This is a genomic window from Rhizobium sp. 0TCS1.26 (genome assembly GCF_050455525.1).
Classification (GTDB): Bacteria; Pseudomonadota; Alphaproteobacteria; order Rhizobiales; family Rhizobiaceae; genus Neorhizobium.
On record NZ_JBCIYV010000003.1, the window covers coordinates 337,353 to 360,821 of the forward strand.

Consider the following 23,469-nt stretch of genomic DNA (forward strand, 5'->3'; position numbering starts at 1 on the left):
CATATGCATATTTAACATCCTCCGAATGATCATTCTGTCGGCAGCGGTACTTCGTTGAGTACCTGCCTTGCACAAATCTGCAATACTGAATTGACAAACGCGCCGCGCCGAAAATATGCTTTTGCAAATGATATGGCGACAAGCCGATAAGGCAAAGGGGAACTGCCATGGCCGAGCGATCTTTTGCACGCGAAGTCGAGGATCTTAAGCTCGGCGAAGGCGAAATCTTCCGGGGTGAGGGCATCCTCGCCATCACCAAGGCACTGCTCCAGTCGGGCGTGTCCTATGTTGGCGGCTACCAGGGATCGCCGATCTCGCACCTGATGGACGTGCTGGCCGATGCCAAGGAGATCATGGAGGATCTCGGCGTCCACTTTGAAACCTCGGCTTCGGAAGCGGCGGCTGCTGCCATGCTGTCGGCTTCCGTAATGTATCCCGTGCGGGGTGCGGTGACCTGGAAGTCGACGGCCGGCACCAACGTCGCCTCCGACGCGCTGTCCAACCTCTCCTCCGGCGGCGTCAACGGCGGTGCGCTGATCATCCTCGGCGAGGATTTCGGCGAGGGATCGTCGATCATGCAGGAGCGCAGCCACGCCTTCGCCATGAAATCGCAGATGTGGCTGCTCGATCCGCGTCCCAACCTGCCGTCGATGGTGCAGGCCGTCGAGGACGGCTTCCAGCTCTCGGAAGCCTCCAACACGCCGGTCATGCTGGAGGTGCGCATCCGTGCGTGCCACGTGCATGGCCAGTTCGTCGCCAAGGACAACAAGCGTCCGGACTTTACGCTGCGCCAGGCGCTGGAAAACCCGGTGCGCGACGTCAACCGCATCGTCCTGCCGCCGGCGAATTTCGCCCAGGACAAGGACAAGCTGGAGCGCCGCTGGCCGGCCGCCGTCAACTTCGTCAAGGAGCGCAAGCTCAACGAGTTCTTCGGCCCGACGGAAGGCGAGATCGGCATCATCACGCTGGGCGGGCTCTATAACGGCGTCATGCGCGGCTTGCAGCAACTGGGCCTTGCCGATGTCTACGGCAATTCGCTGATCCCGATCTACGTGATGAACGTCGCCTATCCGATGATCGACGACGAGGTCATCGACTTCTGTCTCGGCAAGCAGGCGGTGATCATGATCGAGGAGGGGGCGCCCGAATACATCGAGCAGTCGTTGCACACGATGATGCGCCGCCGCGACATCCAGACCCGCCTGCACGGCAAGGACATCCTGCCGCTCGGTGGTGAATACACGGCGCCGATCATGATGAAGGGCCTGAAGACCTTCATCGAGATGTATGACCGCCTGCTGCTCGGCAACCAGCCGCCGGTACCGGATGCGACGCCGGTGCTCAACGACCCGCGCATCAAGGCGCTTGCCGAAGTGGTGCCCGCCAGGCCCGCCGGCTTCTGCACCGGCTGTCCCGAGCGACCGATCTTTGCGGCGATGAAACTGGTCGAGAAGGAGCTCGGCGAGCACCACGTCTCCGCCGACATCGGCTGTCACCTGTTTTCCATCCTGCCGCCCTTCAACATCGGCGGCACGACGATGGGCTACGGCCTCGGTCCGGCGTCGGCCTCGGCCTTCAACGTCGAGGCCGACAAGCGCTCGATCGCCGTCATGGGCGATGGCGGCTTCTGGCACAACGGCCTTGCCACCTCGGTCGGCAATGCGGTGTTCAACAAGCAGGACGGCGTCATCCTCGTTGTCGACAATTTCTATTCGGCAGCCACCGGCGGTCAGGACATCCTGTCGTCGCGCGCCGACAATCCGAACCGCAAGACGAACAACTCGATCGTCAACGCGGTGAAGGGGATCGGCGCCACATGGGTGCGTCAGATCGACCGCACCTACGACGTCGCCAAGATGCGCGACACGCTGAAGGAAGCGCTGACAACCACCGAGAAGGGGCCGAAGATCATTGTCGCCTCGTCGGAATGCATGCTCAACAAGCAGCGCCGGGTGAAGCCGCAATTTGCCAAGGCGGTGAAGGATGGCAAGCGCATGGTTAAGGAGCGTTTCGGCGTCGACGAAGATGTCTGCACCGGCGATCACGCCTGCATCCGCCTGTCCGGCTGTCCTTCGCTTTCGGTCAAGCACACGGACGATCCGCTGAAGGACGATCCGGTCGCGGCGATCGACAATTCCTGCGTCGGCTGCGGCAATTGCGGCGAAGTCTCCGAAGCCGCCGTCCTCTGTCCGTCCTTCTACCGCGCCGACGTCATCATGAACCCGACCGGCTGGGACAAGTTCCTGTCCAGGATGCGGGCTTCGGTGATCGGCTGGCTGCAGGCGCGCCGCGCCAGCGGCCGCGTTGCGTTCGCGGAGGCTTGATCATGAACGAGACGGTCAACCCGAAGACCCTGCTGGTATCCGACAAGCCGCTGGCGCTCGCCATCATGGCGATGGGCGGCCAGGGCGGCGGCGTGCTCGCCGACTGGATCGTCGGCCTTGCGGAAGCTCAGGGCTGGATGGCGCAGTCGACGTCGGTGCCGGGCGTTGCCCAGCGCACCGGTGCGACCATCTACTATATCGAGATGCTTCCGGCGCGGGGCGGGGTGTCGCCGATCTTTTCGCTGATGCCGACGCCGGGTGATGTCGACGTGGTGCTGGCGTCCGAACTGATGGAGGCCGGTCGCTCGGTCCTGCGCGGGCTGGTAACGCCGGACAAGACGGTTCTGATCGCCTCGACCCACCGTTCGTTCGCCGTCGGCGAGAAGGAAAAGCCGGGCGACGGCATCGGCGATCCGACGGTCGTCGTCGGAGCGACGGATTTTGCGGCCAAGCGCACCATCGCCTTCGACATGGATACGCTGGCAGCGAAGAACGGCAGCGTGATCTCGGCCTCGATGTTCGGTGCTTTGGCCGCAGCCGACGTCCTGCCGTTCCCGAAGGAAGCCTTCGAGGCGACCATTCGCGGCGGCGGCAAGGGCGTCGAGCCAAGTCTCAAGGCCTTCAACGCCTCCTACGACCGGGCAAAGGCCAAGCCGCGCGACGAGGTCAGTGCAACGCCGATCAAACGCTTCGACACCATGCCGGAAACGGCAGGCCACCCGGCGCTCGACAGGCTCGTTCACCGCATGCGTGCCGAGTTTCCGGAGGTCGCCTGGCCGCTGCTGTTAGCCGGCGTGAAGAAGCTCACCGATTTCCAGGATCCGGCCTATGCGAGCGAGTATCTCGACCGTGTCGGCAAGCTCCATGCGCTTGACCGAGCCGAAGGCGGGGCGGAGAAGGACTATGCCTTCACCGTGCAGGCGGCGAAATACGTGGCCGTGGCGATGGCTTATGACGACGTGATCCGGGTCGCGGACTTAAAGACGCGCGGCAGCCGCTTCAACCGTGTCGCCAAGGAGGTCGGGGTCAAGGCGGACCAGCTCCTCTACATGACCGAGTACATGCATCCGCGCATGGATGAGGTTTGCGGCACCATGCCGAAGAGGCTCGGGCTCTGGGTCGAGAAGCGGCCGAAAGTGTTCGCCTGGCTGGACCGCCGCATCAACAAGGGCCGCCGGGTGCAGACGGCAACGCTGTTCTGGTTCGTTGGGCTCTACGCAATGGCGGGGCTTCGGCGGTTTCGTCGCGGGACCCTGCGGCACATGCGCGAGGGCGAGCACCGCGAAGCCTGGCTCGTTGCCGCCGCCGCGCTCCTGCCACGCAACTACGACCTTGCCGTCGAGGTGATCAACAATCGCCGCCTGGTGAAAGGCTATTCCGACACCCATGCCCGCGGCCTTTCCAAGTTCGACCGCGTGATGTCGGCGGTTCCGGCGCTAAGCGAACGCGAGGACGGTGGCGCCTGGATGAAGCGGCTCCGGCAGGCGGCGCTGCTCGACGAAAGCGGCATCGCGCTCGACGGCGCGTTGAAGACGGTGGCGACGCTCTGAGGAGTACGTGCGCAGGGCTGCCAGCCTTGCGCGTCGGGCGCAGCCTGTATCGATAATGAGGGAACAGCGGCAATGACCTATGCATCGAATCCGGCGGCGGCATCGTCGGTCGTCTCTCCGACACGTGAGATCTCTCACCCGAAGAGCCTGATGGTCGTCCTCCTATGCTGGGTGGCAATCTTTGCCGAAGGCTATGATGTCGGTGTACTCGGAGCGATCCTGCCGGCGCTCGCCACCGACAATGCGTGGAACCTGTCGCCCATGCAGCTTGGCGCCATGGGCAGCTACACGGTGTTCGGCATGCTCGTCGGCGGTATCGTCATCGGCACGTTGAGCGAGATCTATGGCCGCAAGCCAATGTTCCTCATCTGCCTGTCGCTGTTTTCGCTGTGCACCGCAGTGACGGCCTGGTCGCCGACCCCGATGGTCTTCGGCATCACCCGCTTCGTCTCTGGCCTTGGCCTGGGCGGCATCATTCCGCTGGCCGCTGCACTCACCATCGAATATTCGCCGAGCGCCAAGAAGAACTTCAATTACGGGCTGATGTATTCCGGCTACTCGCTGGGACTGTTCGCTGCCGCATTGGTCGGACGCTGGCTGCTGCCTGATTACGGCTGGCGGCCCGTCATGCTGATCGGTGCGCTACCGGTTCTGATCGTTCCGATCATGGCGCTTCTGCTGCCGGAATCGCTCGACTTCCTCGTTGCCCGACGTCGCCAGGACGCCGCCCAGCGGCTGGCGTCGCGGCTCGGTGTCGATGTTCCCGCGCCGTCGGGTCAGCAGAAGACGCGCGTCGGGTGGCGGACCGTGCTTGGCGAGATCTTCTCGGCCCGCAACGCCTACGCCACGGCCTGCTTCTGGACAGCGCTGTTCATGGGATTGCTGCTGGTCTACGGACTGGCGCAGTGGCTGCCGCAGATCATGCGCAAGAGCGGCTACGATCTGGGTGACAGCCTGCTGTTCCTCGCCGTCTTCAGTTTCACCTCGGCCATCGGCGGCATCGTGCTTGGGCAGTGGGCGGATCGGTTTGGCGTCAAGCGGACGGTAACGCTGTCCTATCTGCTCGGCGCGATCGGCATCGCGATGCTCGCCTTCAAGGGGTCCATCTGGCTCAACTATGCGGTGGTCGCCCTGGCCGGCTTCGGCACTGTCTCCGCCTCGCTGATCCTCACCGGCTATCTGGCTGCGTATCTTCAGCCGTCCGTGCGCGCCGCCGGAACAGGCTGGGCGCTCAGCTTCTCGCGGATCGGAGCGCTCTGCGGTCCGTTGATCGGCGGCTATATCGCCAGCCTCAACGTCGCCCCGGAATGGAATTTCTATGTGTTTGCCTTCGTCGCTGCCATTGCCGCCCTGGCGACCTCACTCATCCCGAACAAGAAGCAGGGCTAGCTGCCGCTCGCAAGGTCGCACCCGTGCGGCCTCCCGGACAGCCCGTCAGCTAGAGTTCGTGCTTGCGAATATTGACGAGGATCTTGTGCAGTGTCGCGGTGAAGGCCCGGTACTCGTCCTCGTCGATGCCGTCGAACATCTGCAGCATGGAATCATACATGGTCGGCCAGAAGCTGGCGAACGCGGTGCGGCCGTTCTCCGTGATCGTCACGTCGCGGATGCGCATGTCTTCCGCACGCGGTGTGCGACGGATGTAGCCCTGATCCTCGAGTGACTCCAGCGTCCGGCTCATCGTCGACTGTTCGATGACTGCAAATACCGAAAGCTCGTTGATGGTCAGCGACGCCGAGACGCTGAGCACCGCCAGCGTGCGCATCTTTGCCGTCGACAGCTCGTACTCGCGGAGCTCCTCGGCCATCGTCGCGTTCCAGCGGGCGACGATCCGGTTCATCAGATAGGGGGCGAAATGGTTCAGGCCGATCTCGCCGATCGTCGGACGATCAGGCTGATCGTCTTGTTCCGACCGCCTCAGCACGACGCCTGAAAACCGCTCTGCCATGAAACCTCATCAAGTTGGCGCTCGGTCAGCGCAGAGACGACGCGAGCAGGAAGCCGGAACCACCGGCCAGTCCCGGTCCCGGATGGGTGGAGGCGCCGATGTGATACAGGCCTTCCACGTGCGTCCGGTGGTTAACAGAGGATTTGAAGGGCCGCCACAGGAAAAACTGGTCGATGCCGCAGAAGCCGCCATACGGGTCGCCGCCCACGAGGTTCATGTTCATCGCCTCGAGGTCCAGGGGAGAGTAGGCGCGCCGCGCCAGCTTGATCGCGTCGAAGTTCTCGATGTGACGGGCAAGCATCGCCTCGATCCGATCCGCGTAGCGTTCGCGTATCTCCCCGGTCCAGCGTCCGTCCGCAGGCGCTGCGATTTCGCCCAAGGCATCGCCCTTGATGAAGCGCGGCGCTTCGGGCAGCTGCAGCCAGAGGATCGACTGGCCGTCCGGTGCACGGCTTGGATCGAGGCTGGCCGGCTGTCCGACACAGACGGTGGGCTCCGCCGGAAGCAGGCCGCGCTCGCATTCGTTCGAGGCACGCGACACCCCGTCGAGCCCGGGCGTCAGATGTAGCAGCGCGACCTTGGCGAGGTCGGGATCACCCTTCCAGCGCGGCGGCGCAGACAGCGCATAATGGATCTGCATGTTGCCTTTGCCGTAGCGGTACCGCTTGACGCCGTCGCGGACGTCGGCCGGCATCGGCTGCGGCCAGTCCGCGAGAAGTCGGCCGTAGAGCTGGTGCGGCGTCATCGAACAGACGACGCCGGCCGCAGCAGCAATCGTTTCGCCGGTCGTGAGCCTTACGCCCGCAGCCCTGTTGCGCGGGCCGGCCAGAATGCCCGCGACGTCTGTGCCGGTGCGGATGTCGCCGCCCTGATCGGTGATCAGCCGTTCGAAGGCCTTGACCAGATTGCCGGCGCCGCCCTTGACGATCGGGCAGCCGGCAAGCTCGATGGCAAAGCCGACGACTTTCAGCATCTCGGCCGAGTAGGCGCTTTCCGGTGCCAGGCCGCAATGCAGTACCCACGGCGCCCAGAACGCCCGCGTCGCCTCGGAGGAATAGGTGGTTTCGAGATAGCCGCGCGCCGGGGTCAGCGCACTGCCGAACCAGGCTGCGAGTTTCCGCAGCCCCTTGCTCCAGCCCTGTCTGGCGATGGTGTTGAAGGTGGTGCCGGACCACAGCGCGCCGCCGAGCAGCGAGAACAGGAATGCCGCATCGGCCCCGAGCAGGTTCATCTCGCGGTCGAATGCGTGTCCGTCTCCGGCGGCGCGCGCCTCGAACGTCGCAATGTTGCGCTGGCGGTCCTTGGAGAGGATGACGGACGATCCGTCAGGTCGCAGCACGCCCGTCGGCAGGTCGGCATGCGCAAATTCAAGCCCGCGAGCTTCGAGATCCTTGGCGAGAGCGCCGTAGGCAGGCGAGGTGAGGAACAGCACCATCGTCGTTGCCATCACGTCGTGAACGAAGCCCGGCGCGGTGACTTCGGCGCTGCGCAGGCAGCCGCCGGCTTCCTCGCTGCGTTCAAGAACGAGAACCCGCTTGCCCTTCTTGCCGAGCAAGGCGGCAGCCACCAGCGCATTGATGCCGCTGCCGACGATGATGTAGTCGAAATCCGCCATGCCGCCGTCCTCCCGAAAGCGGAGGGCCGGAACCGGTGAGGTCCGGCCCTCGAAGGATCAGCCGGCAATCATTGCCAGGGCGCGCACCGGCGACCCAGTCCCCTTGACGATCTTCAGCGGCGCGGCGATCAAAACGGCACCCTTTGCCGGCAGTTGGTCGAGGTTCGACAGCGATGCAAGGCCGTATTTGCCGGCGCCGTGCATCAGGTTGTGGGCGGGGAAGGGCGGGTTCATGCCGCCGGCCGAACCGGCATCCGTGCCGATCGTTTCCTGACCCCAGCCGATGATGCCCTTCGACAGCAGGTACTGGATGGCCTCGGCAGTCGGGCCGGGCGAGTGCGGACCGTTTTCATCGGCGTTGAGGAAGGTGTCGCTCGAGCCGTTGCGCTTGTACCAGTCGGACCGCATCAGCACCCAGCTGCCCGCCTCGATCTCGCCGTTCTCCGCTTCCCACTCCTTGATGCTGTCGACGGTGAGCAGGTAATCCGGGTTTTCTGCGGCTTCTTTCGAGCGGTCGATGACGTTGACCGGTGCGACGAAGTTCTGCGGCGGGATGGTGTCGGTCGTATTGTTCGGTTTGTCCTTGCCGGTGATCCAGTGACAGGGCGCATCGAAGTGAGTGCCGGTGTGTTCGCCGAGCTCCAGCCAGTTCCAAGCCCAGAATGGGCCATCTTCGTTGTACTCGGAAATCGTGTGGACGGTGACCTTCGGCGTGTTCTTGCCGAACTGCGGCGGCAGGTAAAGGACCGGCGTCTCGGGTCCGAGTGGAGCGGTCAGGTCGACGACCTTGACCGATCCTGAAACGAGCGCGGAAGCGAGCGTGGCGAGCGTTGCGGAAGACATGTGTAAGTTCCCCTTTGATGACCGGTATCGTTGCCGGCGAGACCCGGTTTCCTCTCCGGATGTCGCGTGCCGATGAAGGAGCGTATTGCAGAAAATATGAGGATGCAAGCAATGGAGAGGGCGCTAACAAAGCTCTTTCTGCGATCGTTTGGTGGACGCGAGACCTGCGGGGATCGCGCCGAAGTCAGTTGAATTGCGGTCCTCAGAATTCCATTCGATAGGCCTCGGTTTCAAGGCCATCCCAAGCTCAATATCAGCGGGTATATGCGCAGGAATATGTTTTGAAGCGGCTCGGGTCACGGGGAAAGGGCGCGGTGCTCAAGCCGATTAACAATGAAAGGGAAACCGCTCCGAGGGAAGAAGCTTCAGCGCGTCTTCTCCTTGCTGAACTTCTTCTCGAGCAGGCCGACCAGCCGTACCATCGGCCAGAGGAAGGCGATGTAGATCAGCGCCGCGCCGATCAGCGGCGTCGGGTTGGCATAAAGCGCCTGCGCATCCAGTCCCTCCTTCATCAGTTCTGCCAGCGCTACGGTCGAGGCAAGCGACGTGTCCTTGAACATCGACACGCAGTTGTTGGTCGCCGGCGGAATGACGACGCGGATCGCCTGGGGCAGGATGACTTTGCGCAAGGTGACGACGAACGGCAGGCCGAGTGCCGCGGCTGCCTCGAACTGGCCCTTCGGGATACCCTCGATACCAGAACGGAAGACTTCTGCCATGTAGGCTGCCATGACGATGGTGAAGGCGAGGATCGCGCAGGTCCAGGACGAAAGACGGATGCCGACGAAGGGCAGGGCGAAATACATGACCATCAGCACGACCAGCATCGGGCTTGCCCGAAGGATGTCGATGTAGAAGACGCTGACGTAGCGCACAGGCTTCGGCCCGTAGAGGCGCAACAGCCCGATGACCAGCCCCAGCGGAATGCCAAACCCGATGCCGGCGATGCCGAGAATAAAGGTATTGATCAGGCCGCGAAGTAGTGCCGGGAAGGCATCGCCGAGGACCCCGATATTGAAGAATGTGTCGAAGAGGGTCATTGCCATCGGCCCCTGAGGCATGCCGTCCGCCTGCGGCATTGGTCCGCGATCGGGTGGGCATGGAGAATTGCTGCTTGCAGCGCCCTACAACCGGTCTCCGGCGCGGCACGTCATCTCGTAGTGGTGCCGACCGTTGCCGACCGGCACCACAATGTCTTGGCAACTCAGGAACAGGCTCAGGGCTTGGGCATCGGCTGTTCGACGGCAGAGGCCGAATTGGAAGCCGGATCGCTGCCGAACCACTTCTTGTGGATTGCCGCAAGCGAGCCGTCCTTCTTCATCTCGGTCAGCGCGTCGTTGGCCTTGAGGAGGAGCGGATGGTCCTTGGTCATCATCAGCCCGTACTGCTCGCCGGTCTTGATCGGCACCTTGACGACGAGATCCTTCATCTTGAGGAACGCGTACTGCATGCCCGGCACGTCGCTGACGGCTGCATCGCTGCGGCCGGCGGAAAGGTCCATCAGCATGTCCTGCTGAGCGTTGTAGCTCTTGATGTCGCTGATGCCGTATTTTTCCTTGTTGTCCTTGGCCCATTTGTCGCCGGTGGAGCCGGCTAGGACGCCGACGACCTTGCCCTTCAGGTCTTCAGGCGCCGAGAGCTTGGCTTCCTTGCGGCTGGCAATGCCCATGTCGGCATCGTAATAGGCCTGGGTGAAGGACTGGCTGCCGAGGCGCTCCTTGGTGATGGTGATCGACGAGATCGCCACGTCAATGCGCTTGGAGGCGGTGGCGGCGAAGAGCGCCTGGAAGCCCAGGTCGGAAATCTCTACCGTCATGCCGAGGCGCTTGGCGACTTCGGTGACGACGTCCACCTCGAAACCTTCGAAGGAACCGCTGGAGTTCTTGTATTCGAACGGCGGGTTGCTCGGATAGGCGCCGACGACGAGCGCTGCCGCGGACGCGATAGAGGCCCCTGCGATCGAGAAGGCGGTAGCTGCCGCAAGGCCGATGAAGGTGCGGCGGAAGACGGTGGTGGTCATCGGTTCTGTTCCCTTTGTTTCTTGTCCGGCCTTGTCGTCTCGCCGGTTCTGACTTCGATTTTCCTGCTCGTTGACGATCGTCGTGCGCCGAGGCGGCTCGCTCCGAAGCCGTCCTCATGCGGTGTTCCCTGCACCGCCGTCGACGCGTCATCCTTGGGGATCGTGAGGCAAAATCGGAGGCGCTTCAAGCAAAAAGATTTAAGCTTCAATCATGAAACACGCGATCCACGGCAGACGGAAAATAGTTGAGGTTTCAACTTGTTTTTCCCGTTCGGCGGTTCGATAGTACGATCTTGTTCCGGGCGGAGAGGGCGCAAGCGCAATCCTCCGATCTGATCGAAAAGCGGGAGCTCGTCCATGCGTTTTGCCTATCTTGCCTTCTTCGAAAACACCGATGGCAGCCAGCTCGCCGTCAGCAAGCCGGACGTCGAAACGGTGTCCGAGATCATCAAGCTGACGCCGGGGCTGACTGCGGCGAACCTCTTCACGCCGGAGACGACGCAGGATCTGTATAATCCGGACGAGGAGGCGCCGATTTTCGGCATGCAGCTCTATTTCGAGGAACTGTCAGAGCTGGAGGAGGCGCTGGCACCCGCTGGCCATCTGCACCAGCTTGCGGCCGCTGGCGTCCTTGCCAGCATTCGCGGCGCCAAAGCCACACAACAGGCGATGTATGTCCGGCACTTCCCGGTCGACGACGGAAAGCTGGACATCACCCGCAACGGCAATCCCTGTTCCTACGTCGTCCACTATGCCGGCCCGGCCGAAGACCTGAACGTCTGGACGCACTACTATGTCACGCACCATCCGCAGGTGATGCGAACCTTTCCGGGCATCCGCAGTATCGAGATCCTGTCGCGGGTGGACTGGACAGGCTTCCTGCCCTGGCAGCGCGTCAACCACATGCAGCGAAACCGCGTGATGTTCGACAGCCAGGCGGCGCTGACGGCGGCGCTTCAATCCCCCGCGCGAGTCGCCATGCGGGAGGATTTCAACCATTTCCCGCCCTTTGAGGGCGGCAATTCGCACTATCCGATGGCGACGAAGATCATCCGCCCCTGACGGAGTTGGTGCAGGCTATCGGCGTTACTCGACCTGATAGCCTGCCTCCGCCAGGACCGGTGACCATTCCAGACTGACGTCATCCGGCGGCACCGCTGCCAGCAGGCTGCGGGTATAGGGATGCTGCGGATTGGCAAAGACCGCCTCGGTGCGGCCGCTCTCCACCACCTCGCCGCGATACATCACCAGCACCCGGTCGCAGAGATAACGCACGACCGACAGGTCGTGGCTGATGAACAGCATCGAGAAGCCGTGCTCATCACGCAGCTTCAGCAGCAGGTCGAGAAGCTGCGCCTGGACCGACACGTCGAGGCCGGACACGATCTCGTCCGCGACGAGGATCTTCGGCAGGGTGCAGAGGGCACGCGCAATGTTGACGCGCTGCTTCTGGCCGCCGGAAAGCTGCGAGGGGTAACGCAGCGCGGCATCCGGCGGCAGGCCGATCTCCTTCAACAGTTCGGCGGCTCGATCCATTCGTTCGCGACTGCTGTTGTGCAGCCCAGTCGCCTCATTCGCCTGCGTAACGATGCTGCCGATGCGACGCCTCGGATTGAGCGCCGACTGCGGATCCTGGAAGACCATCTGGATATACTGGCGACGGTAGGCCCGGTCGGATGCACCATTGGCGGTTACGTCGCGGCCGGCAAGCTCGATTCGACCGTCAGTCGGCTTGTCGAGCCCGACGACCAGGCGGGCAAGCGAGCTCTTGCCACTGCCGCTTTCACCGACGATGCCGACGAACTCGCCTTCCGCAAGGGTCAGGTGGACGCTGTTGACCGCCTTGAAGGTGCCGCGCTTGGCAAACGGGCTCCAGCTTGTGGTGTAGGCCTTGGCCAGCTTCTCGGCCGACAAATGTGTCTTGGCAGTCGTCTGGTCGCGAGCGGGCACGGCGGGCGGCGCAACAATCTCCGGCGTCGCCTCCGTGCGGATGCAGGCGGCAATGTGATCGGGACCGATCGCCATGAACGGCGGCTCGGTGCGCGTGCAGGCGTCGATCACGTTCGGGCAGCGGGAAGCGAAGCGACAGCCCTTCAATTCCTTCAGCACCCGCAGACCGGGCATGCGCTCCGGCAGGATATAGAGGCCGCGCCTCGGGCCGGTGATCGTCGGATTGGCGAGCTGCAGACAGCGCGTGTAGGGATGCGCCGGCGCCGAAAACAGCTGTTTAGCCGGTCCGAGTTCCGCCGGACGGCCCGCGTAGAGCACCATAATCTCGTCGCTGATCTGCGAGGCGAGCCGCAGGTCATGGGTGATGAAGATCACCGCGGTGCCGTCGCGCTTCTGCATCTCGGCAATCAGCTTGACGATGCGCGCCTGGATCGTCACGTCGAGCGCCGTCGTCGGCTCGTCGGCGATCAACAGCCGTGGCCGGCTGGCAAATGCCATGGCAATCAGGATGCGCTGGCACATGCCGCCGGACAGCTGGTGCGGGTAACGTTCCAGCAGCGCTGCGCCATGCGGCAGGTGCACCGCCTCGAATTCCTTAAGCGCCCGCTCGCGCCAGTTCTCACCGGGCGCCAGACCGATGCGAAGCAGATGCTCCTTCATCTGCTGGCCGACGCTCAGCACCGGGTTGAGGCCCGAAAGCGGCTCCTGGGGAATGAAGGCGATGTCGCGGCCAAGCAGATTGCGCCGGCGCTCCGCCGCCATGCCGACGAGATCCTCGCCATCGAACTTCAGCGTGCCCTTGGTGACGGCAAAGCCATTCGGCAGATACTGCGAGATCGTCCGGCCGATCATCGATTTGCCAGCACCCGATTCGCCGACGAGACCGAGGATCTTTCCCGGCTGCAGCGAGAAGTTCAGGTCGGTGAGGACCGGGAAACTTTCCTTGGCCCCGACAGATTCGACGCACAGGCCTTGGGCCTGAAGGATGGGACCAGTCATCAGCTGCGCTCCGTCTGGGTGAGGCGCGTGTCCAGCGTCCGGCGCAGGCCATCCCCCAATATGTTGAAGCCGAACACGGCGAAGAAGATCGCCAGGATCGGCGCGATGAGGTTGAACGGCGCGTCGTAGATGTTCTGCCGGGCATCGGCGATCATCTGGCCCCATGCCGGCGTCTCGGAGCTGACGCTCATGCCGACGAAGGAGAGGATAGCCTCGACGATGACCGCGACGCCCATCTCCAGGCTCATCAGGGTAATCAGCAGTGGCAGCGTGCCGGGCAGGATCTCGCGAGTGATCGTGCGCCAGTGGGAGAAGCCGACGAGTTGTGCCGCCGATACGTAGTCCCGGCGGCGCAGGACGATGACCTCGCTTCGCAGCACGCGGCAGAAGCGTGTCCAGTCGACGAGGATGATCGCGAGCACGACGTTGCGCAGGCCGGTGCCGAGACCCACCATCAGGATCAGCGACAGGATGACCGGCGGAAAGGAGAGCCAGATCTCGACGATGCGGCCGATCAGCCAATCGACCCAGCCACCGAAATAGCCGGCGATGTGGGCGAAGAAGGCGCCGATCAGCATGGCACCGATCGAGGCGGTGAAGGCGACGGTCAGCGCTACGCGGGCGCCGAAGATGAGGCGCGACAGCACGCAGCGGCCGAGACTGTCGGTGCCGAGCGGGAACATCGGATCGGCGGCGTCGGCCCAGAACGGCGGCGACAGAATAGCCAGCAGGTTCTGCTCGTTCGGGTCGTTGGGTGCAATGTAGGGCGCGAAGATTGCCAGCACGCCGAGAATGAAGATGATGACGAGGCCTGTCTGGACACGGCCGGATTTCAGCCAGAGCGGAAGCGGTCGCATGTCAGCGCATCCTCAGTTTGGGGTTGAGGACCAGGTAGAGGCTGTCGACGATGATGCTGATGATCAGGACGGCGATACAGTAGGTCAATCCGGCGCCCTGGATGATCGGCAGGTCGGCGTTGCGGATGGCGTCGACCATCAGGTTGCCCATGCCCGGGTAGGAATAGATGATCTCGACCAGCAGCGTGCCGCCGAACAGGAAACCGAATTGCACGCCCATGAGGCTGAGCGTCGGCAGGATGGCGTTCTTCAGACCGTGACGGATGAGGATGCGCTTCTCCGAGAGACCGCGCAGCCGCGCCTGGTGGATGTAGTCGTCCTGGTAGGCGTCGAGCAGGCTGGAGCGCAGCACCCGCATCAGCGACGGCGAAAGCGCGATGCCCAGCGCCAGGCATGGCAGGATCATGTGTTCCAGCGCGTTGAAGAAGGTCGCGATATTGCCGGTGATCAGGCTGTCGAACAGCAGGAAGCCGGTGACCATGGGGCGTTCGAAACCCGGGCTGAGGCGCCCGGTAAACGGCAGGATCTCGAAAAACACCCCGAAGATCAGCAGCAGGAAGAGGCTCCAGAGGAATTCCGGCAGCGACAAGAGCAGGATGGAGACGAAGTCCATCACCGCCTCTGCCCTCGTGCCGCGCACGTAGAAGAGGAAAAGGCCGCCGGCGAGGCCGAAGACGGTCGCGACCACCATGGCGATTACCGCTAGCTCGATCGTCGCGGGCAGGGTCGAGCCGATCAGCGCGGTGACGTCCTGGCGAAAGTGGATGGAGCGACCGATATCACCTTGCAGCAGCTTGCCCAGCCAGATGCTGTACTGCTCGTACAACGGCCGGTCGAGGCCCATCTCGCTGCGCATCGCCTCGACTTCCTGCGTCGTGGCATTGGGCGGCAGCGACATGGCCGCGGGATCGACGGGCAGGATCCGCAAAATGCAGAAGAGAAGGGCGGAAACGACGAGCAGGATGGGGATCGCGGTGAGGACGCGCTTCACCAATAGCTTGGCAATGGTCGCGATCATGCGCATGCCTCATTCAAGAACTTCAGGGGATCGGGTCCGACAGCGTGCCGGACCCAGCATTGCATCCGGTTCAGCCCGGTATCAGGACCAGGACATCGTGCTGCCGAGAACCCAGGCATTGCCATACTTGACGTAGGACAGGTTCTTCTTGCGCACGAGCGTCTGGACGCTCTGCAGCAGCGGGATGTTGGCCCCCGTCTCAACGATCTCCTGGGCAAGAGCCTTGTATCCGGCGATACGGGTTTCGTAGACCGGCTCGACGAACAGCTTGAGGATCTTGTCGCCGATCTCCTGCCCCTTCCAGGCGCCGAACGGCATCTTCGGGTTCATCAGGTAGCCGGAGAAGATTTCCGGATCGCCGGTGGCGTTGTCGAAGCTGTAGAGGGTGGCTTCCGGCAGCTTGCCGCCGCGGTTCAGCTCGAAATATTTCGAATACTCGATCTGCTCCAGCTCGACCTTCAGGCCGACCTTCTGCCACATCTGGACGAGCGCCCGGGCCATGTCGAAATCGCTCGGGAACTGGCCGTTGGTGGCCGCCAGCTTGAATGTCGCGGGCTTGTCCTTGGTGAAGCCGGCATCGGCCAACAGCTTCTTCGACAGTTCCGGGTCATAGGCGAACTTGTAGTCGTCGATATAGCCGGGAGTGCCGGGCGTGGCGGGGATAGAGAGCGGCACTGCGGCACCACCGTAGAACGCCTTGGAGAGCGCCGCCTTGTCGATGGCATGGTGGGCGGCGAGACGGACGGCCTTGTCGGCAAAGCCCATGTCGTTGCGCATCTGCAGGAGGATGAGGCGGGTGAACGGGTTGATCTCGGCGGTCAGGCCATCGGTCTTGCCGAGGCGCTCAGCCTCGCGCACCGGGATGTTGACTGTGATGTCGACCTGGCCGGACTGGATGGCGGCGGTGCGCGCCGACGGATCCTTGATGATGTCGATCGTGACGCGCTTGATCTTCGGCTTGGGGCCGAAATAATCGTCGTTGCGTTCCAGCACGATGCGCGAGTTCATCTGGTAGTCGACGAGCTTGTAGGGTCCGGTGCCGATCGGCTTCTTGGCGAATTCTTCCGGGCCGACGCTCTCCAGGTACTTCTTCGGTACCAGATAGCTGCCGAGGAAGGCGAGCCACTGCGGCGCAGTCGGCGTCGGGGCGGAGAACTTCATGATGCCGGAGGTCGGCGAGACGATCTCGATGTCGGTTAGGGTGCGCCAGGAGTTGGCGATGTCGAGCTTGATGCCCGACTTGATGCGGTCGACGAAAGTGTACTTGAAGTCCTCGATCGTCATCGGATCGCCATTGTGGAACTTCACGTCGCTGCGGATCTCGAACGGCATCGACAGGCCGTCCGGCTTCAGTTCCCATTTCGTGATCAAGTTGCCGACGAGCTTCAGGTCGGGTGACTGATCGAGCGGCTGGTCGAAGACCATCTTGAAGAGCGGCTGGGCGTCCGGAACGAAGCGGACGTTCGGATCCCATGACGGCACGTCACTGGGCCAGCCGATGGTGACGCTGTCAGGTCCCTCGGCAAAGGCGAAGCTGGCCTGCGACAGGACGGAGCCGCCGACGGCGGCAAGCCCGAGCATCTGCAGAAGATTTCTGCGGTCGAGTTCAAAAGTCATGACGATCCCTCTGGTTCGTCCATCATCTCATGGAGCCGATGGACCTGCGGCGGTTCTTGAAAACGCGGGCCTGCATTCCTGCCAGGGGCTTCTGATCGTATCGTTTTGCGCCGTTCTGTGCGGCGTCCCCTCAACAATTGGAGGGATCGTAAAACGAGGTATCGATTACTTCAAGCCTAAAATTTCGTCCTTACAAAAATCGATGCGACGCTGCTTCGTTCGCATCCAAATGCCGGAAAACAAGGCTTCTGACCTAAAGTCGGTTGAAAAAAATTAGTCGCGACAATCTTCGGTGGGACGTTGCTTGCCTTGAACCGCAAATAGGCGTTGACGTTCTTACAAATTATTTTACGCTTAAAACGCCTTTAGGGAAATCGCCGCCGGTCCGGCTGCAGGAGGTGCGTCATGATCGATCCGCATTGTCATTCCAGCAGCATCCTGGTGGAGCGCCCGGCCGAGGTCGCGTTTACGCTGATGGCGGACGGGTTGAAGCAGGGCGAGTGGGCCTGGGGCAGTGCCGACCGGATTGAGGTCGAGCCCGGACTGTTCCGCGGCACGTCGGTCTTCACCGGCAAACACACCTTCGTTCGGCTGAATGTCGACCAAGCGCGGTTCCAGGTGGATTACGAGGTGGGCGCCACGCCAGACGCCATGCAGTTCCGCAACATGTCGAGGGTCATTCCCGGCGCGTTGCTGCGCATGCCTCCCGACACATGCGTGGTGTCGTTGATCACCTGGCGGCTCGCGACGCAGACGGACGCGGAATGGGTTCAGTTCGGCACCATCCATGAAGCCGAGATGTTCCTGATCAAGGGCCTGGTGGAACGGATTTAGGAACAGACGACATGCACTCCCCCTACCTGCTTTTCCAGCATCAGTCTGCTCTCCGCCCGCAGGCCACCTTTTTGCTCGCCCCGGAAAGTGCCCATCTCGGTTATGCGCCGGGCGGATTCCGGTATTCCTACGGTGAGGTGTTCCAAAGGGTCGAGCGTCTGAGCCAGGAGTTTGCCGATGCCGGTTTCGGTCTCGGATCGCGGGTCGCCCTGCTGCTGGAAAACCGGCCGGAATTCTTCGACTACTGGCTTGCCCTCAATGCCGTGGGGGCCTCGATCGTGCCGATCAATCCGGATCTGCGGCGCGACGAGTTGCTGTTCCAGCTCGACATGTCGGAGGCGCCGCTGATGGTCGTCATCGCCGAGCGACTGGACGAGATGCGGGACATCAAGCCGGGCGCGGTGGCGGTCATTGCCGCCGGCGATGCGATCCCGCCATCGGCGACCAAACACGATCCTCGCCCGGGCGGACCGGATGCCGAGTGCGCGCTTCTGTTTACCTCCGGCAGCACCGGCAAGCCGAAGGGCTGCATCCTGTCGAACATCTATTTCGTCACGATCGCCGAATGGTACACGAGCCAGGGCGGCATTGCCGAGATGGGCGAGGGCTGCGAAGTGGCGCTGACGCCGCTTCCGATGTTCCATATGAATGCGCTCGGCTGCACGGCCGTCGGCATGATCATGAAGGGCGGCGCCATCGTGCCGCTCGATCGCTTCCACTCAAGCACGTGGTGGGCATCGATCGCGGATTCGCAGGCGACCATCATCCATTGCCTTGGCGTCATCCCGGCAATCCTCCTGCAGCTTCCCGTCACCGAAGCGGAGCGCTCCCACCGGGTGAAGTTTGCGCTCGGCCCCGGCGTGGATGCACGCCACAAGATCGAGTTCGAGGAGCGCTACGGCATTCCGATCGTCGAGGCCTGGGCGATGACCGAAACCGGCGGCCGGGCGGTGACGACGACGGCGGCCGACGATTATGCGCCAGGCCTGCGCTGCATCGGACGCCCGCGCGCCGGCATGCAGTTCCGCATCGCCGACGATACCGGCACCGACGTCGAGCTGGGAAAGCCCGGCGAACTGCTCGTCCGGGCGGCGGGGGAAGATCCCCGGCACGGGTTTTTCAGCGGCTATCTGAAGGATGAGGCAGCCACGGAAGAGGCCTGGGAGGGCGGCTGGTTCCATACCGGCGACGTCGTCTACGCCGACGAGAAGGGGCTGCTGTACTTCTTCGACCGCAAGAAGAGCATCGTGCGGCGCAGCGGCGAAAACATCGCCGTGCTGGAGGTCGAGGCGGCGCTGGCAAAGGATCCCGGCGTGATGGCATCGGCGGTGACGCCGGTGGCCGACGACTTGCGCGGCGAGGAGGTGTTTGCCTTCATCGTCGCCGACCGGCCGATCTCGCCGGAGGATGAAGAGGCGACGGCGGCGCGCATTGTCGAGGCCGCCGGCAGCCACATCGCCTACCATAAGCTTCCGGGCTACATCGTTTTCATCGACCGCTTGCCGCTGAGTTCGACCCAGAAACTCCAGCGCGGCGAGATCAAGGCCATGGCGGCCCGGGCGATCGAAGAGGGCACGGCTATCGATCTGCGCAGGCTCAAGGCCTCCATCCGCAAGGCAGGCTGATAGACCATTCAAACCAGACGGCAACACCAACATCGAGGCGATCATGACACCCGAGAAGATCCTGTACGAGACAGCGGTAACGGCCCGTGGCGGGCGCGAAGGCAGGGCCGAAAGCGCCGATGGCGGCTTTTCCGTCGACCTCTCGGTGCCGAAGGGGCTTGGCGGACCGGGCGGTGAGGGGACCAATCCCGAACAGCTCTTTGCCGCCGGCTATGCCGCCTGCTTCCTCGGTGCCGTGAAGCTCGTGGCGCGCACGGGCAAGATCGCTCTTCCCGACGATGTGACGATTACCGCCAAGGTCGGCATCGGCCCGGTCCCCGTGGGTTATGCGCTGACCGTCGAGCTTGTCGCATCGCTTCCCGGCCTGGACCGCGCCGTCGCCGAAGAGATCGTTGCCGGCGCGCATGAGCGCTGCCCCTATTCGAATGCGACGCGCGGCAATATCGACGTCAAGCTGACGGTTGCCTGATGTCGGGACACCGTGCGCGGCAGAGCTATGACGGGGTGGTGCTGGCGGTTCCGGTGACGGTTCCGTACCAGCGCTATTCCATCGAGACCGCGCACTGGTGGATGGGCAGAGCGCTTCGGGGGCTGGCGGACGGCGCCGGTATCAGCCATCGGGAATTCGACGGCTTCTCCACCGCAAGCTTCACAATGGGACCGGACTCGGCGATCGCGCTCACCCAGCATTTTGGCCTCTCGCCGCGCTGGATCGATCACGTGGCACTTGGCGGTGCCGCCGGCATCGTTGCGATCCGCCGGGCGGCGCGCGCCGTGCAGGCCGGTGATGCCGACATCGTCGCCTGCGTTGCGGCCGACACCAACCAGGTGGATACGTTCCGCAAGACGCTCGCCAGTTTCTCCCGCTTCGCCCAGGATGCCTCTTACCCCTATGGGGCGGGCGGCCCGAACGCCAGCTTCGCGCTGATTGCCCACCATTACATGGACCGCTATGGCGCGACGCGCGAGGATTTCGGGAGGATTTGCGTGGCGCAGCGGGACAATGCGCTGAAAAATCCGCACGCGCTGATGAAGAAGCCGCTGACGCTCGAACAGTACCTCTCGGCGCGGCCGATCGCCGAACCCTTCCACCTGTTCGACTGCGTCATGCCCTGCGCCGGCGCTGAAGGCTTTCTGGTAATGCGCGAGGAGACCGCGCGGTCGCTCGGCCTTGCCTTCGTCCGTCTGCTGTCGGCGATCGAGCGCCACAACGCATTCGCCGAGGATCCGGTGCAGGAGCGCGGCGGCTGGCTGATTGATCGCGATGAGTTGTACGGCATGGCGGATGTCCGGCCGGACGACATGGATTTCGTCCAGACCTACGACGATTATGCGGTGATCTCGATGATGCAGTTCGAAGATCTCGGCTTCTGCGCCAAGGGCGAGGGGCCGGATTTCGTCCGCCAACACACGTTTACGGTGGACGGCTCCTTTCCGCACAATACATCCGGCGGCCAGCTATCCGTCGGCCAGGCCGGTGCGGCGGGCGGTCATCTGGGTATTACCGAAGCGATGCGCCAGTTGCTGGGCACTGCCGACGGCACGCAGGTGAAGGATGCCGCCCTCGGACTGGTGTCCGGCTTCGGCATGATCAACTACGACCGGGGACTGGCGTCTTCGGCAGCAATCCTGGCGAGGGCATGATGGCCGAACCGCTCGCCAAACCCCGCCGCAAGAACCCTCTGGAGCGCACGCAGCAGCCTCTGCTTCCGCCATCCGCACGCAGCCGCAAGGCCCATGGACTGACACTTGCAGCCGCCAGCGGGCGGTTCATGATCCAGTGCTGCGACGAATGCGGCCGCTACACCTACCCGCCGCGCGACGCCTGCCCGCACTGCCTGTCCGCCGACCTTGCCTTCCGTGATGCGCAGCCAAGCGGTGTGCTGCTGTCGGAAACCCGCATCGAGGTGACCAGCGATCCTTATTTTCGCGAGCACATGCCATGGCGCACCGGCCTCGTGAAGCTTCAATGCGGCCCCGTCGCAGTCGTCCACATGCATGGCGATTGCGGCGGACCGGGCAGCGAACTTCTGCTGTCGCTGCAGCTGGATCGTGCCGGTCAGGCCGTGTTGTTCGCCAAACCCCTGTCGGAGATGCCGCATATGGAAGACGATCGCCAATGGCGGGAGCTGACTGCCGATCCAAAACATCGGCGGGTGCTGATCACCGATGGCCGGAGCCCGATGGCCTTGCCGCTCGCCGCTTCTCTCAGCAAGGCCGGTGCCGCCAAGGTCTTCGTCGGCATCGCAGATCGATGGAAGCCTTTCGCTACGAAGACGGCGCTTGAAGCGATCGAAGGCGTCGAACTGGTGGAATTGGACCTGACCAGCGAGCGTGCGGTGCAGGATCTGGCGATGGATATTGGCGCCAAGGTCGAGATCCTCGTCAACACCGCCGACCATGTGCGGCCGGCGCATCTGTTCGATGCGGCGGCTGCGGGCACCGCACGCGAGACGCTCGATCAGACGGTGATGGGCATGATGCGTCTTGCGCAGGCTTTCGGGCCGATCATGCGAGCCCGCGGGGCCGATGGGGCGACAGGCGCGGTGGCCTGGGTCAATTTGTTGTCAGTCCATGCACTGAGCAGCGCGCCGCAGTTCGGCATCCAGTCGGCGGCGCATGCGGCCTGCCTGTCGCTGTCACAGTGGCTGCGCGGCGAGCTTCGACAGGGCGGTGTGCGGGTCATCAATGCCTTCGCCGGGCCGCTCGATACCGAGTGGTACCAGACACTGCCGGCCCCCAAGGTTGCGCCGAAGACGCTGGCCGACGCGGTGGTCGATGGATTGAAGCGAGGCCTGGAAGACATCTATGTCGGCGATGTCGCCAAGGATATCGAGGCGCGGCTATTCGACAATCCGAAAGCCGTCGAGCGGGAGGCGGGGCAATGACCGACGACATTCTCGGAGCGTTCGCCGGGGCTCTGGCAACGGGTCGGATCCGCATTGTGGATCTCACCCAGACGCTGTCTGCGGATTTTCCGGTGATCGTCATGCCGCCGGAGCTCGGGCAGTCGGCGCCGTTCCGCATGGAGCAGATTTCCCGTTACGACGCCAGCGGACCGGCCTGGTACTGGAACAATCTCTCGTTCGGCGAACATACCGGCACGCATTTCGACGCGCCGATCCACTGGTATACCGGCCGGGACCTACCGCTCAACACGGTCGACACGCTGCCGCCGGCAGACATGATTGCGCCGGCCTGCGTCATCGATTGCTCGGCCCAGGCGAACGAGAACGCCGACTTCCTGCTCGGCGTCGACGACGTGAGGGCCTGGGAGGACCAGCATGGCCGCATCCCGGAGCGCTCCTGGGTTCTGATGCGCACCGACTGGTCGAGGAAATCTGGCGCAGACTATGCCGGCTTGCGCGACGACGGTGCGCATACGCCGGGGCCGGATGTCGCCGTGATGCGCTTCCTGGTCGAGGAGCGCGGCATCATCGGCTTTGGCACGGAAACCATCGGCACCGATGCCGGCCAGGCCGGCCATTTCTCGCCGCCCTATCCGGCGCACCATTATCTGCACGGAGCCGGACGTTACGGTCTGCAGTGCCTGACGAACCTCGATCGTCTGCCGGCGACCGGCGCCGTGATCGTTTCGGCACCGCTCAAGATCCACCACGGCTCGGGCAGCCCGCTGCGTGTTCTCGCGCTCGTTCAGGAGCGCTCGACAGGATGAGATCCGCTTGCCACGCGCCGCGCGGCGGTATCGTAGAAGCTGGTCAGCAGTTCCAGCATCTCGGTGGCGTCGCCCAGCCCTTTCTCCGCATGGTCCATCTTCTGGATCAGCGAAACGAGCAGGTGCCGGCGCAGCGCCCGGTAGTCCTGGGTCAGCTTGCTGCCCTTGCGGGTCGGCGTGTAGAGCGTGTCCTTGCGCGAGCGACCCTTGACCCGTTCGATCAGCTGCAGCGTCTGCAACTTCTTGATCGCATACTGGATATTGGCGGTATCGTCGCGTCCGAGCAGACGGGAGATCTCGCCCAGTCCCTTGGCCTTGTTACGGTAGCGGATCGTGTGCAGGACGGCCGTATCCAGGCCGCTGAGCCCGGCGCCGGCAAGTTCGCTCGAGCATTCCGCCTGCCAGCGCAGGAAGGCCGCCGAGATCCGCCAGAGCGACCATTCGAACTCCGTCAGCGCCGCCTCAGACAGTTCCATCCCGGCGTCGATCGACTGGGTTTCGGGCGCGTTCGACGATGTCATGCGGCTCTCCGGTTGCTTTCCATGCTGCGAGTAAAGCCTTAAATTCACGTTTTGACGAGAGCAATATCGGTT

The 23,469-nt window shown here is 63.5% G+C and carries 20 protein-coding genes; 10 read left to right on the top strand and 10 right to left on the bottom strand.

Features of this window, described 5'->3' with window-relative positions; translation table 11 throughout:
- Positions 1 to 167 precede the first annotated feature (167 nt).
- The 3 genes from AAIH46_RS15670 (at position 168) to AAIH46_RS15680 (ending at position 5,263) form a co-directional block, all read left to right on the top strand.
- The gene (locus AAIH46_RS15670; protein WP_430306899.1) at positions 168 to 2,324 is read left to right on the top strand and encodes a thiamine pyrophosphate-dependent enzyme; all 2,157 of its coding nucleotides are present in this window, start codon (positions 168 to 170) and stop codon (positions 2,322 to 2,324) included.
- Between the two features lie 2 nt (positions 2,325 to 2,326).
- Complete coding sequence (locus AAIH46_RS15675) at positions 2,327 to 3,874, top strand: indolepyruvate oxidoreductase subunit beta family protein (RefSeq protein ID WP_430306901.1); 1,548 nt, start codon at positions 2,327 to 2,329, stop codon at positions 3,872 to 3,874.
- Between the two features lie 72 nt (positions 3,875 to 3,946).
- A complete protein-coding gene (locus AAIH46_RS15680) occupies positions 3,947 to 5,263 on the top strand; it encodes an MFS transporter (RefSeq protein WP_430306902.1) in 1,317 nt (438 codons plus the stop codon).
- Between the two features lie 49 nt (positions 5,264 to 5,312).
- Here AAIH46_RS15680 and AAIH46_RS15685 read toward each other — a convergent pair whose 3' ends face one another.
- From AAIH46_RS15685 to AAIH46_RS15705, 5 genes are all read right to left on the bottom strand, one after another.
- Entirely contained in the window at positions 5,313 to 5,822 is a 510-nt protein-coding gene (locus tag AAIH46_RS15685; protein WP_430306903.1) for a MarR family winged helix-turn-helix transcriptional regulator, read from the bottom strand.
- 25 nt (positions 5,823 to 5,847) lie between these two features.
- Positions 5,848 to 7,437 carry a phytoene desaturase family protein gene (locus tag AAIH46_RS15690; RefSeq protein ID WP_430306904.1) on the bottom strand — a complete coding sequence of 530 codons (1,590 nt, stop codon included), beginning with the start codon at positions 7,435 to 7,437 and terminating at the stop codon, positions 5,848 to 5,850.
- A gap of 57 nt (positions 7,438 to 7,494) precedes the next feature.
- A complete protein-coding gene (locus AAIH46_RS15695) occupies positions 7,495 to 8,280 on the bottom strand; it encodes a cyclase family protein (RefSeq protein WP_430306905.1) in 786 nt (261 codons plus the stop codon).
- Positions 8,281 to 8,645: 365 nt separating this feature from the next.
- Positions 8,646 to 9,320, bottom strand: coding sequence for an amino acid ABC transporter permease (locus AAIH46_RS15700; RefSeq protein ID WP_430306906.1), 675 nt, complete (start codon positions 9,318 to 9,320; stop codon positions 8,646 to 8,648).
- Positions 9,321 to 9,496: 176 nt separating this feature from the next.
- Positions 9,497 to 10,300 carry an ABC transporter substrate-binding protein gene (locus AAIH46_RS15705; protein ID WP_430306907.1) on the bottom strand — a complete coding sequence of 268 codons (804 nt, stop codon included), beginning with the start codon at positions 10,298 to 10,300 and terminating at the stop codon, positions 9,497 to 9,499.
- 357 nt (positions 10,301 to 10,657) lie between these two features.
- On the opposite strand from AAIH46_RS15705, the gene AAIH46_RS15710 reads away from it, so the two are divergent.
- On the top strand, positions 10,658 to 11,362 hold the full coding sequence (locus tag AAIH46_RS15710) for a hypothetical protein (protein ID WP_430306908.1): 705 nt from the start codon (positions 10,658 to 10,660) through the stop codon (positions 11,360 to 11,362).
- Between the two features lie 24 nt (positions 11,363 to 11,386).
- Here the strand turns inward: AAIH46_RS15710 and AAIH46_RS15715 are convergent, their stop codons facing one another.
- The 4 genes from AAIH46_RS15715 to AAIH46_RS15730 form a co-directional block, all read right to left on the bottom strand.
- Positions 11,387 to 13,249 carry a dipeptide ABC transporter ATP-binding protein gene (locus tag AAIH46_RS15715; protein ID WP_430306909.1) on the bottom strand — a complete coding sequence of 621 codons (1,863 nt, stop codon included), beginning with the start codon at positions 13,247 to 13,249 and terminating at the stop codon, positions 11,387 to 11,389.
- Positions 13,249 to 14,106 carry an ABC transporter permease gene (locus AAIH46_RS15720; protein WP_430306910.1) on the bottom strand — a complete coding sequence of 286 codons (858 nt, stop codon included), beginning with the start codon at positions 14,104 to 14,106 and terminating at the stop codon, positions 13,249 to 13,251. The genes AAIH46_RS15715 and AAIH46_RS15720 overlap by 1 nt, the downstream gene beginning before the upstream one ends.
- 1 nt (position 14,107) lies before the next feature.
- The gene (locus AAIH46_RS15725; protein ID WP_430306912.1) at positions 14,108 to 15,124 is read right to left on the bottom strand and encodes an ABC transporter permease; all 1,017 of its coding nucleotides are present in this window, start codon (positions 15,122 to 15,124) and stop codon (positions 14,108 to 14,110) included.
- Positions 15,125 to 15,205: 81 nt separating this feature from the next.
- Entirely contained in the window at positions 15,206 to 16,741 is a 1,536-nt protein-coding gene (locus tag AAIH46_RS15730) for an ABC transporter substrate-binding protein (protein ID WP_430306913.1), read from the bottom strand.
- A gap of 405 nt (positions 16,742 to 17,146) precedes the next feature.
- Between AAIH46_RS15730 and AAIH46_RS15735 the strand changes: the two genes are divergently transcribed.
- Genes AAIH46_RS15735 through AAIH46_RS15760 form a run of 6 tightly spaced genes read left to right on the top strand, consistent with a single transcriptional unit; the run spans position 17,147 to position 22,876 of the window.
- Positions 17,147 to 17,575, top strand: a complete 429-nt coding sequence (locus tag AAIH46_RS15735; RefSeq protein ID WP_430306914.1) for a hypothetical protein — start codon at positions 17,147 to 17,149, stop codon at positions 17,573 to 17,575.
- An 11-nt stretch (positions 17,576 to 17,586) separates the two neighbouring features.
- A complete protein-coding gene (locus AAIH46_RS15740) occupies positions 17,587 to 19,200 on the top strand; it encodes an AMP-binding protein (protein WP_430306915.1) in 1,614 nt (537 codons plus the stop codon).
- 43 nt (positions 19,201 to 19,243) lie between these two features.
- Entirely contained in the window at positions 19,244 to 19,669 is a 426-nt protein-coding gene (locus AAIH46_RS15745) for an organic hydroperoxide resistance protein (RefSeq protein ID WP_430306916.1), read from the top strand.
- Positions 19,669 to 20,844, top strand: coding sequence for a thiolase family protein (locus tag AAIH46_RS15750; protein ID WP_430306917.1), 1,176 nt, complete (start codon positions 19,669 to 19,671; stop codon positions 20,842 to 20,844). The genes AAIH46_RS15745 and AAIH46_RS15750 overlap by 1 nt, the downstream gene beginning before the upstream one ends.
- Positions 20,841 to 22,088 carry an SDR family NAD(P)-dependent oxidoreductase gene (locus AAIH46_RS15755; protein WP_430306918.1) on the top strand — a complete coding sequence of 416 codons (1,248 nt, stop codon included), beginning with the start codon at positions 20,841 to 20,843 and terminating at the stop codon, positions 22,086 to 22,088. Before AAIH46_RS15750 ends, AAIH46_RS15755 begins: the two co-directional genes overlap by 4 nt.
- The gene (locus tag AAIH46_RS15760) at positions 22,085 to 22,876 is read left to right on the top strand and encodes a cyclase family protein (RefSeq protein WP_430306919.1); all 792 of its coding nucleotides are present in this window, start codon (positions 22,085 to 22,087) and stop codon (positions 22,874 to 22,876) included. The genes AAIH46_RS15755 and AAIH46_RS15760 overlap by 4 nt, the downstream gene beginning before the upstream one ends.
- Here AAIH46_RS15760 and AAIH46_RS15765 read toward each other — a convergent pair.
- Positions 22,855 to 23,397 carry a winged helix DNA-binding protein gene (locus AAIH46_RS15765; RefSeq protein WP_430306920.1) on the bottom strand — a complete coding sequence of 181 codons (543 nt, stop codon included), beginning with the start codon at positions 23,395 to 23,397 and terminating at the stop codon, positions 22,855 to 22,857. The two genes, AAIH46_RS15760 and AAIH46_RS15765, sit on opposite strands and share 22 nt — an antisense overlap.
- Positions 23,398 to 23,469: the final 72 nt, after the last annotated feature.

What these genes read in the sequence shown, in the direction of transcription:
- AAIH46_RS15670 (WP_430306899.1), top strand. Translation starts at nt 168, where the DNA reads ATGGCCGAGCGATCTTTTGCACGCGAAGTCGAGGATCTTAAGCTCGGC.
- AAIH46_RS15675 (WP_430306901.1), top strand. Translation starts at nt 2,327, where the DNA reads ATGAACGAGACGGTCAACCCGAAGACCCTGCTGGTATCCGACAAGCCG.
- AAIH46_RS15680 (WP_430306902.1), top strand. Translation starts at nt 3,947, where the DNA reads ATGACCTATGCATCGAATCCGGCGGCGGCATCGTCGGTCGTCTCTCCG.
- AAIH46_RS15685 (WP_430306903.1), bottom strand. Translation starts at nt 5,822, where the DNA reads ATGGCAGAGCGGTTTTCAGGCGTCGTGCTGAGGCGGTCGGAACAAGAC.
- AAIH46_RS15690 (WP_430306904.1), bottom strand. Translation starts at nt 7,437, where the DNA reads ATGGCGGATTTCGACTACATCATCGTCGGCAGCGGCATCAATGCGCTG.
- AAIH46_RS15695 (WP_430306905.1), bottom strand. Translation starts at nt 8,280, where the DNA reads ATGTCTTCCGCAACGCTCGCCACGCTCGCTTCCGCGCTCGTTTCAGGA.
- AAIH46_RS15700 (WP_430306906.1), bottom strand. Translation starts at nt 9,320, where the DNA reads ATGACCCTCTTCGACACATTCTTCAATATCGGGGTCCTCGGCGATGCC.
- AAIH46_RS15705 (WP_430306907.1), bottom strand. Translation starts at nt 10,300, where the DNA reads ATGACCACCACCGTCTTCCGCCGCACCTTCATCGGCCTTGCGGCAGCT.
- AAIH46_RS15710 (WP_430306908.1), top strand. Translation starts at nt 10,658, where the DNA reads ATGCGTTTTGCCTATCTTGCCTTCTTCGAAAACACCGATGGCAGCCAG.
- AAIH46_RS15715 (WP_430306909.1), bottom strand. Translation starts at nt 13,249, where the DNA reads ATGACTGGTCCCATCCTTCAGGCCCAAGGCCTGTGCGTCGAATCTGTC.
- AAIH46_RS15720 (WP_430306910.1), bottom strand. Translation starts at nt 14,106, where the DNA reads ATGCGACCGCTTCCGCTCTGGCTGAAATCCGGCCGTGTCCAGACAGGC.
- AAIH46_RS15725 (WP_430306912.1), bottom strand. Translation starts at nt 15,124, where the DNA reads ATGATCGCGACCATTGCCAAGCTATTGGTGAAGCGCGTCCTCACCGCG.
- AAIH46_RS15730 (WP_430306913.1), bottom strand. Translation starts at nt 16,741, where the DNA reads ATGACTTTTGAACTCGACCGCAGAAATCTTCTGCAGATGCTCGGGCTT.
- AAIH46_RS15735 (WP_430306914.1), top strand. Translation starts at nt 17,147, where the DNA reads ATGATCGATCCGCATTGTCATTCCAGCAGCATCCTGGTGGAGCGCCCG.
- AAIH46_RS15740 (WP_430306915.1), top strand. Translation starts at nt 17,587, where the DNA reads ATGCACTCCCCCTACCTGCTTTTCCAGCATCAGTCTGCTCTCCGCCCG.
- AAIH46_RS15745 (WP_430306916.1), top strand. Translation starts at nt 19,244, where the DNA reads ATGACACCCGAGAAGATCCTGTACGAGACAGCGGTAACGGCCCGTGGC.
- AAIH46_RS15750 (WP_430306917.1), top strand. Translation starts at nt 19,669, where the DNA reads ATGTCGGGACACCGTGCGCGGCAGAGCTATGACGGGGTGGTGCTGGCG.
- AAIH46_RS15755 (WP_430306918.1), top strand. Translation starts at nt 20,841, where the DNA reads ATGATGGCCGAACCGCTCGCCAAACCCCGCCGCAAGAACCCTCTGGAG.
- AAIH46_RS15760 (WP_430306919.1), top strand. Translation starts at nt 22,085, where the DNA reads ATGACCGACGACATTCTCGGAGCGTTCGCCGGGGCTCTGGCAACGGGT.
- AAIH46_RS15765 (WP_430306920.1), bottom strand. Translation starts at nt 23,397, where the DNA reads ATGACATCGTCGAACGCGCCCGAAACCCAGTCGATCGACGCCGGGATG.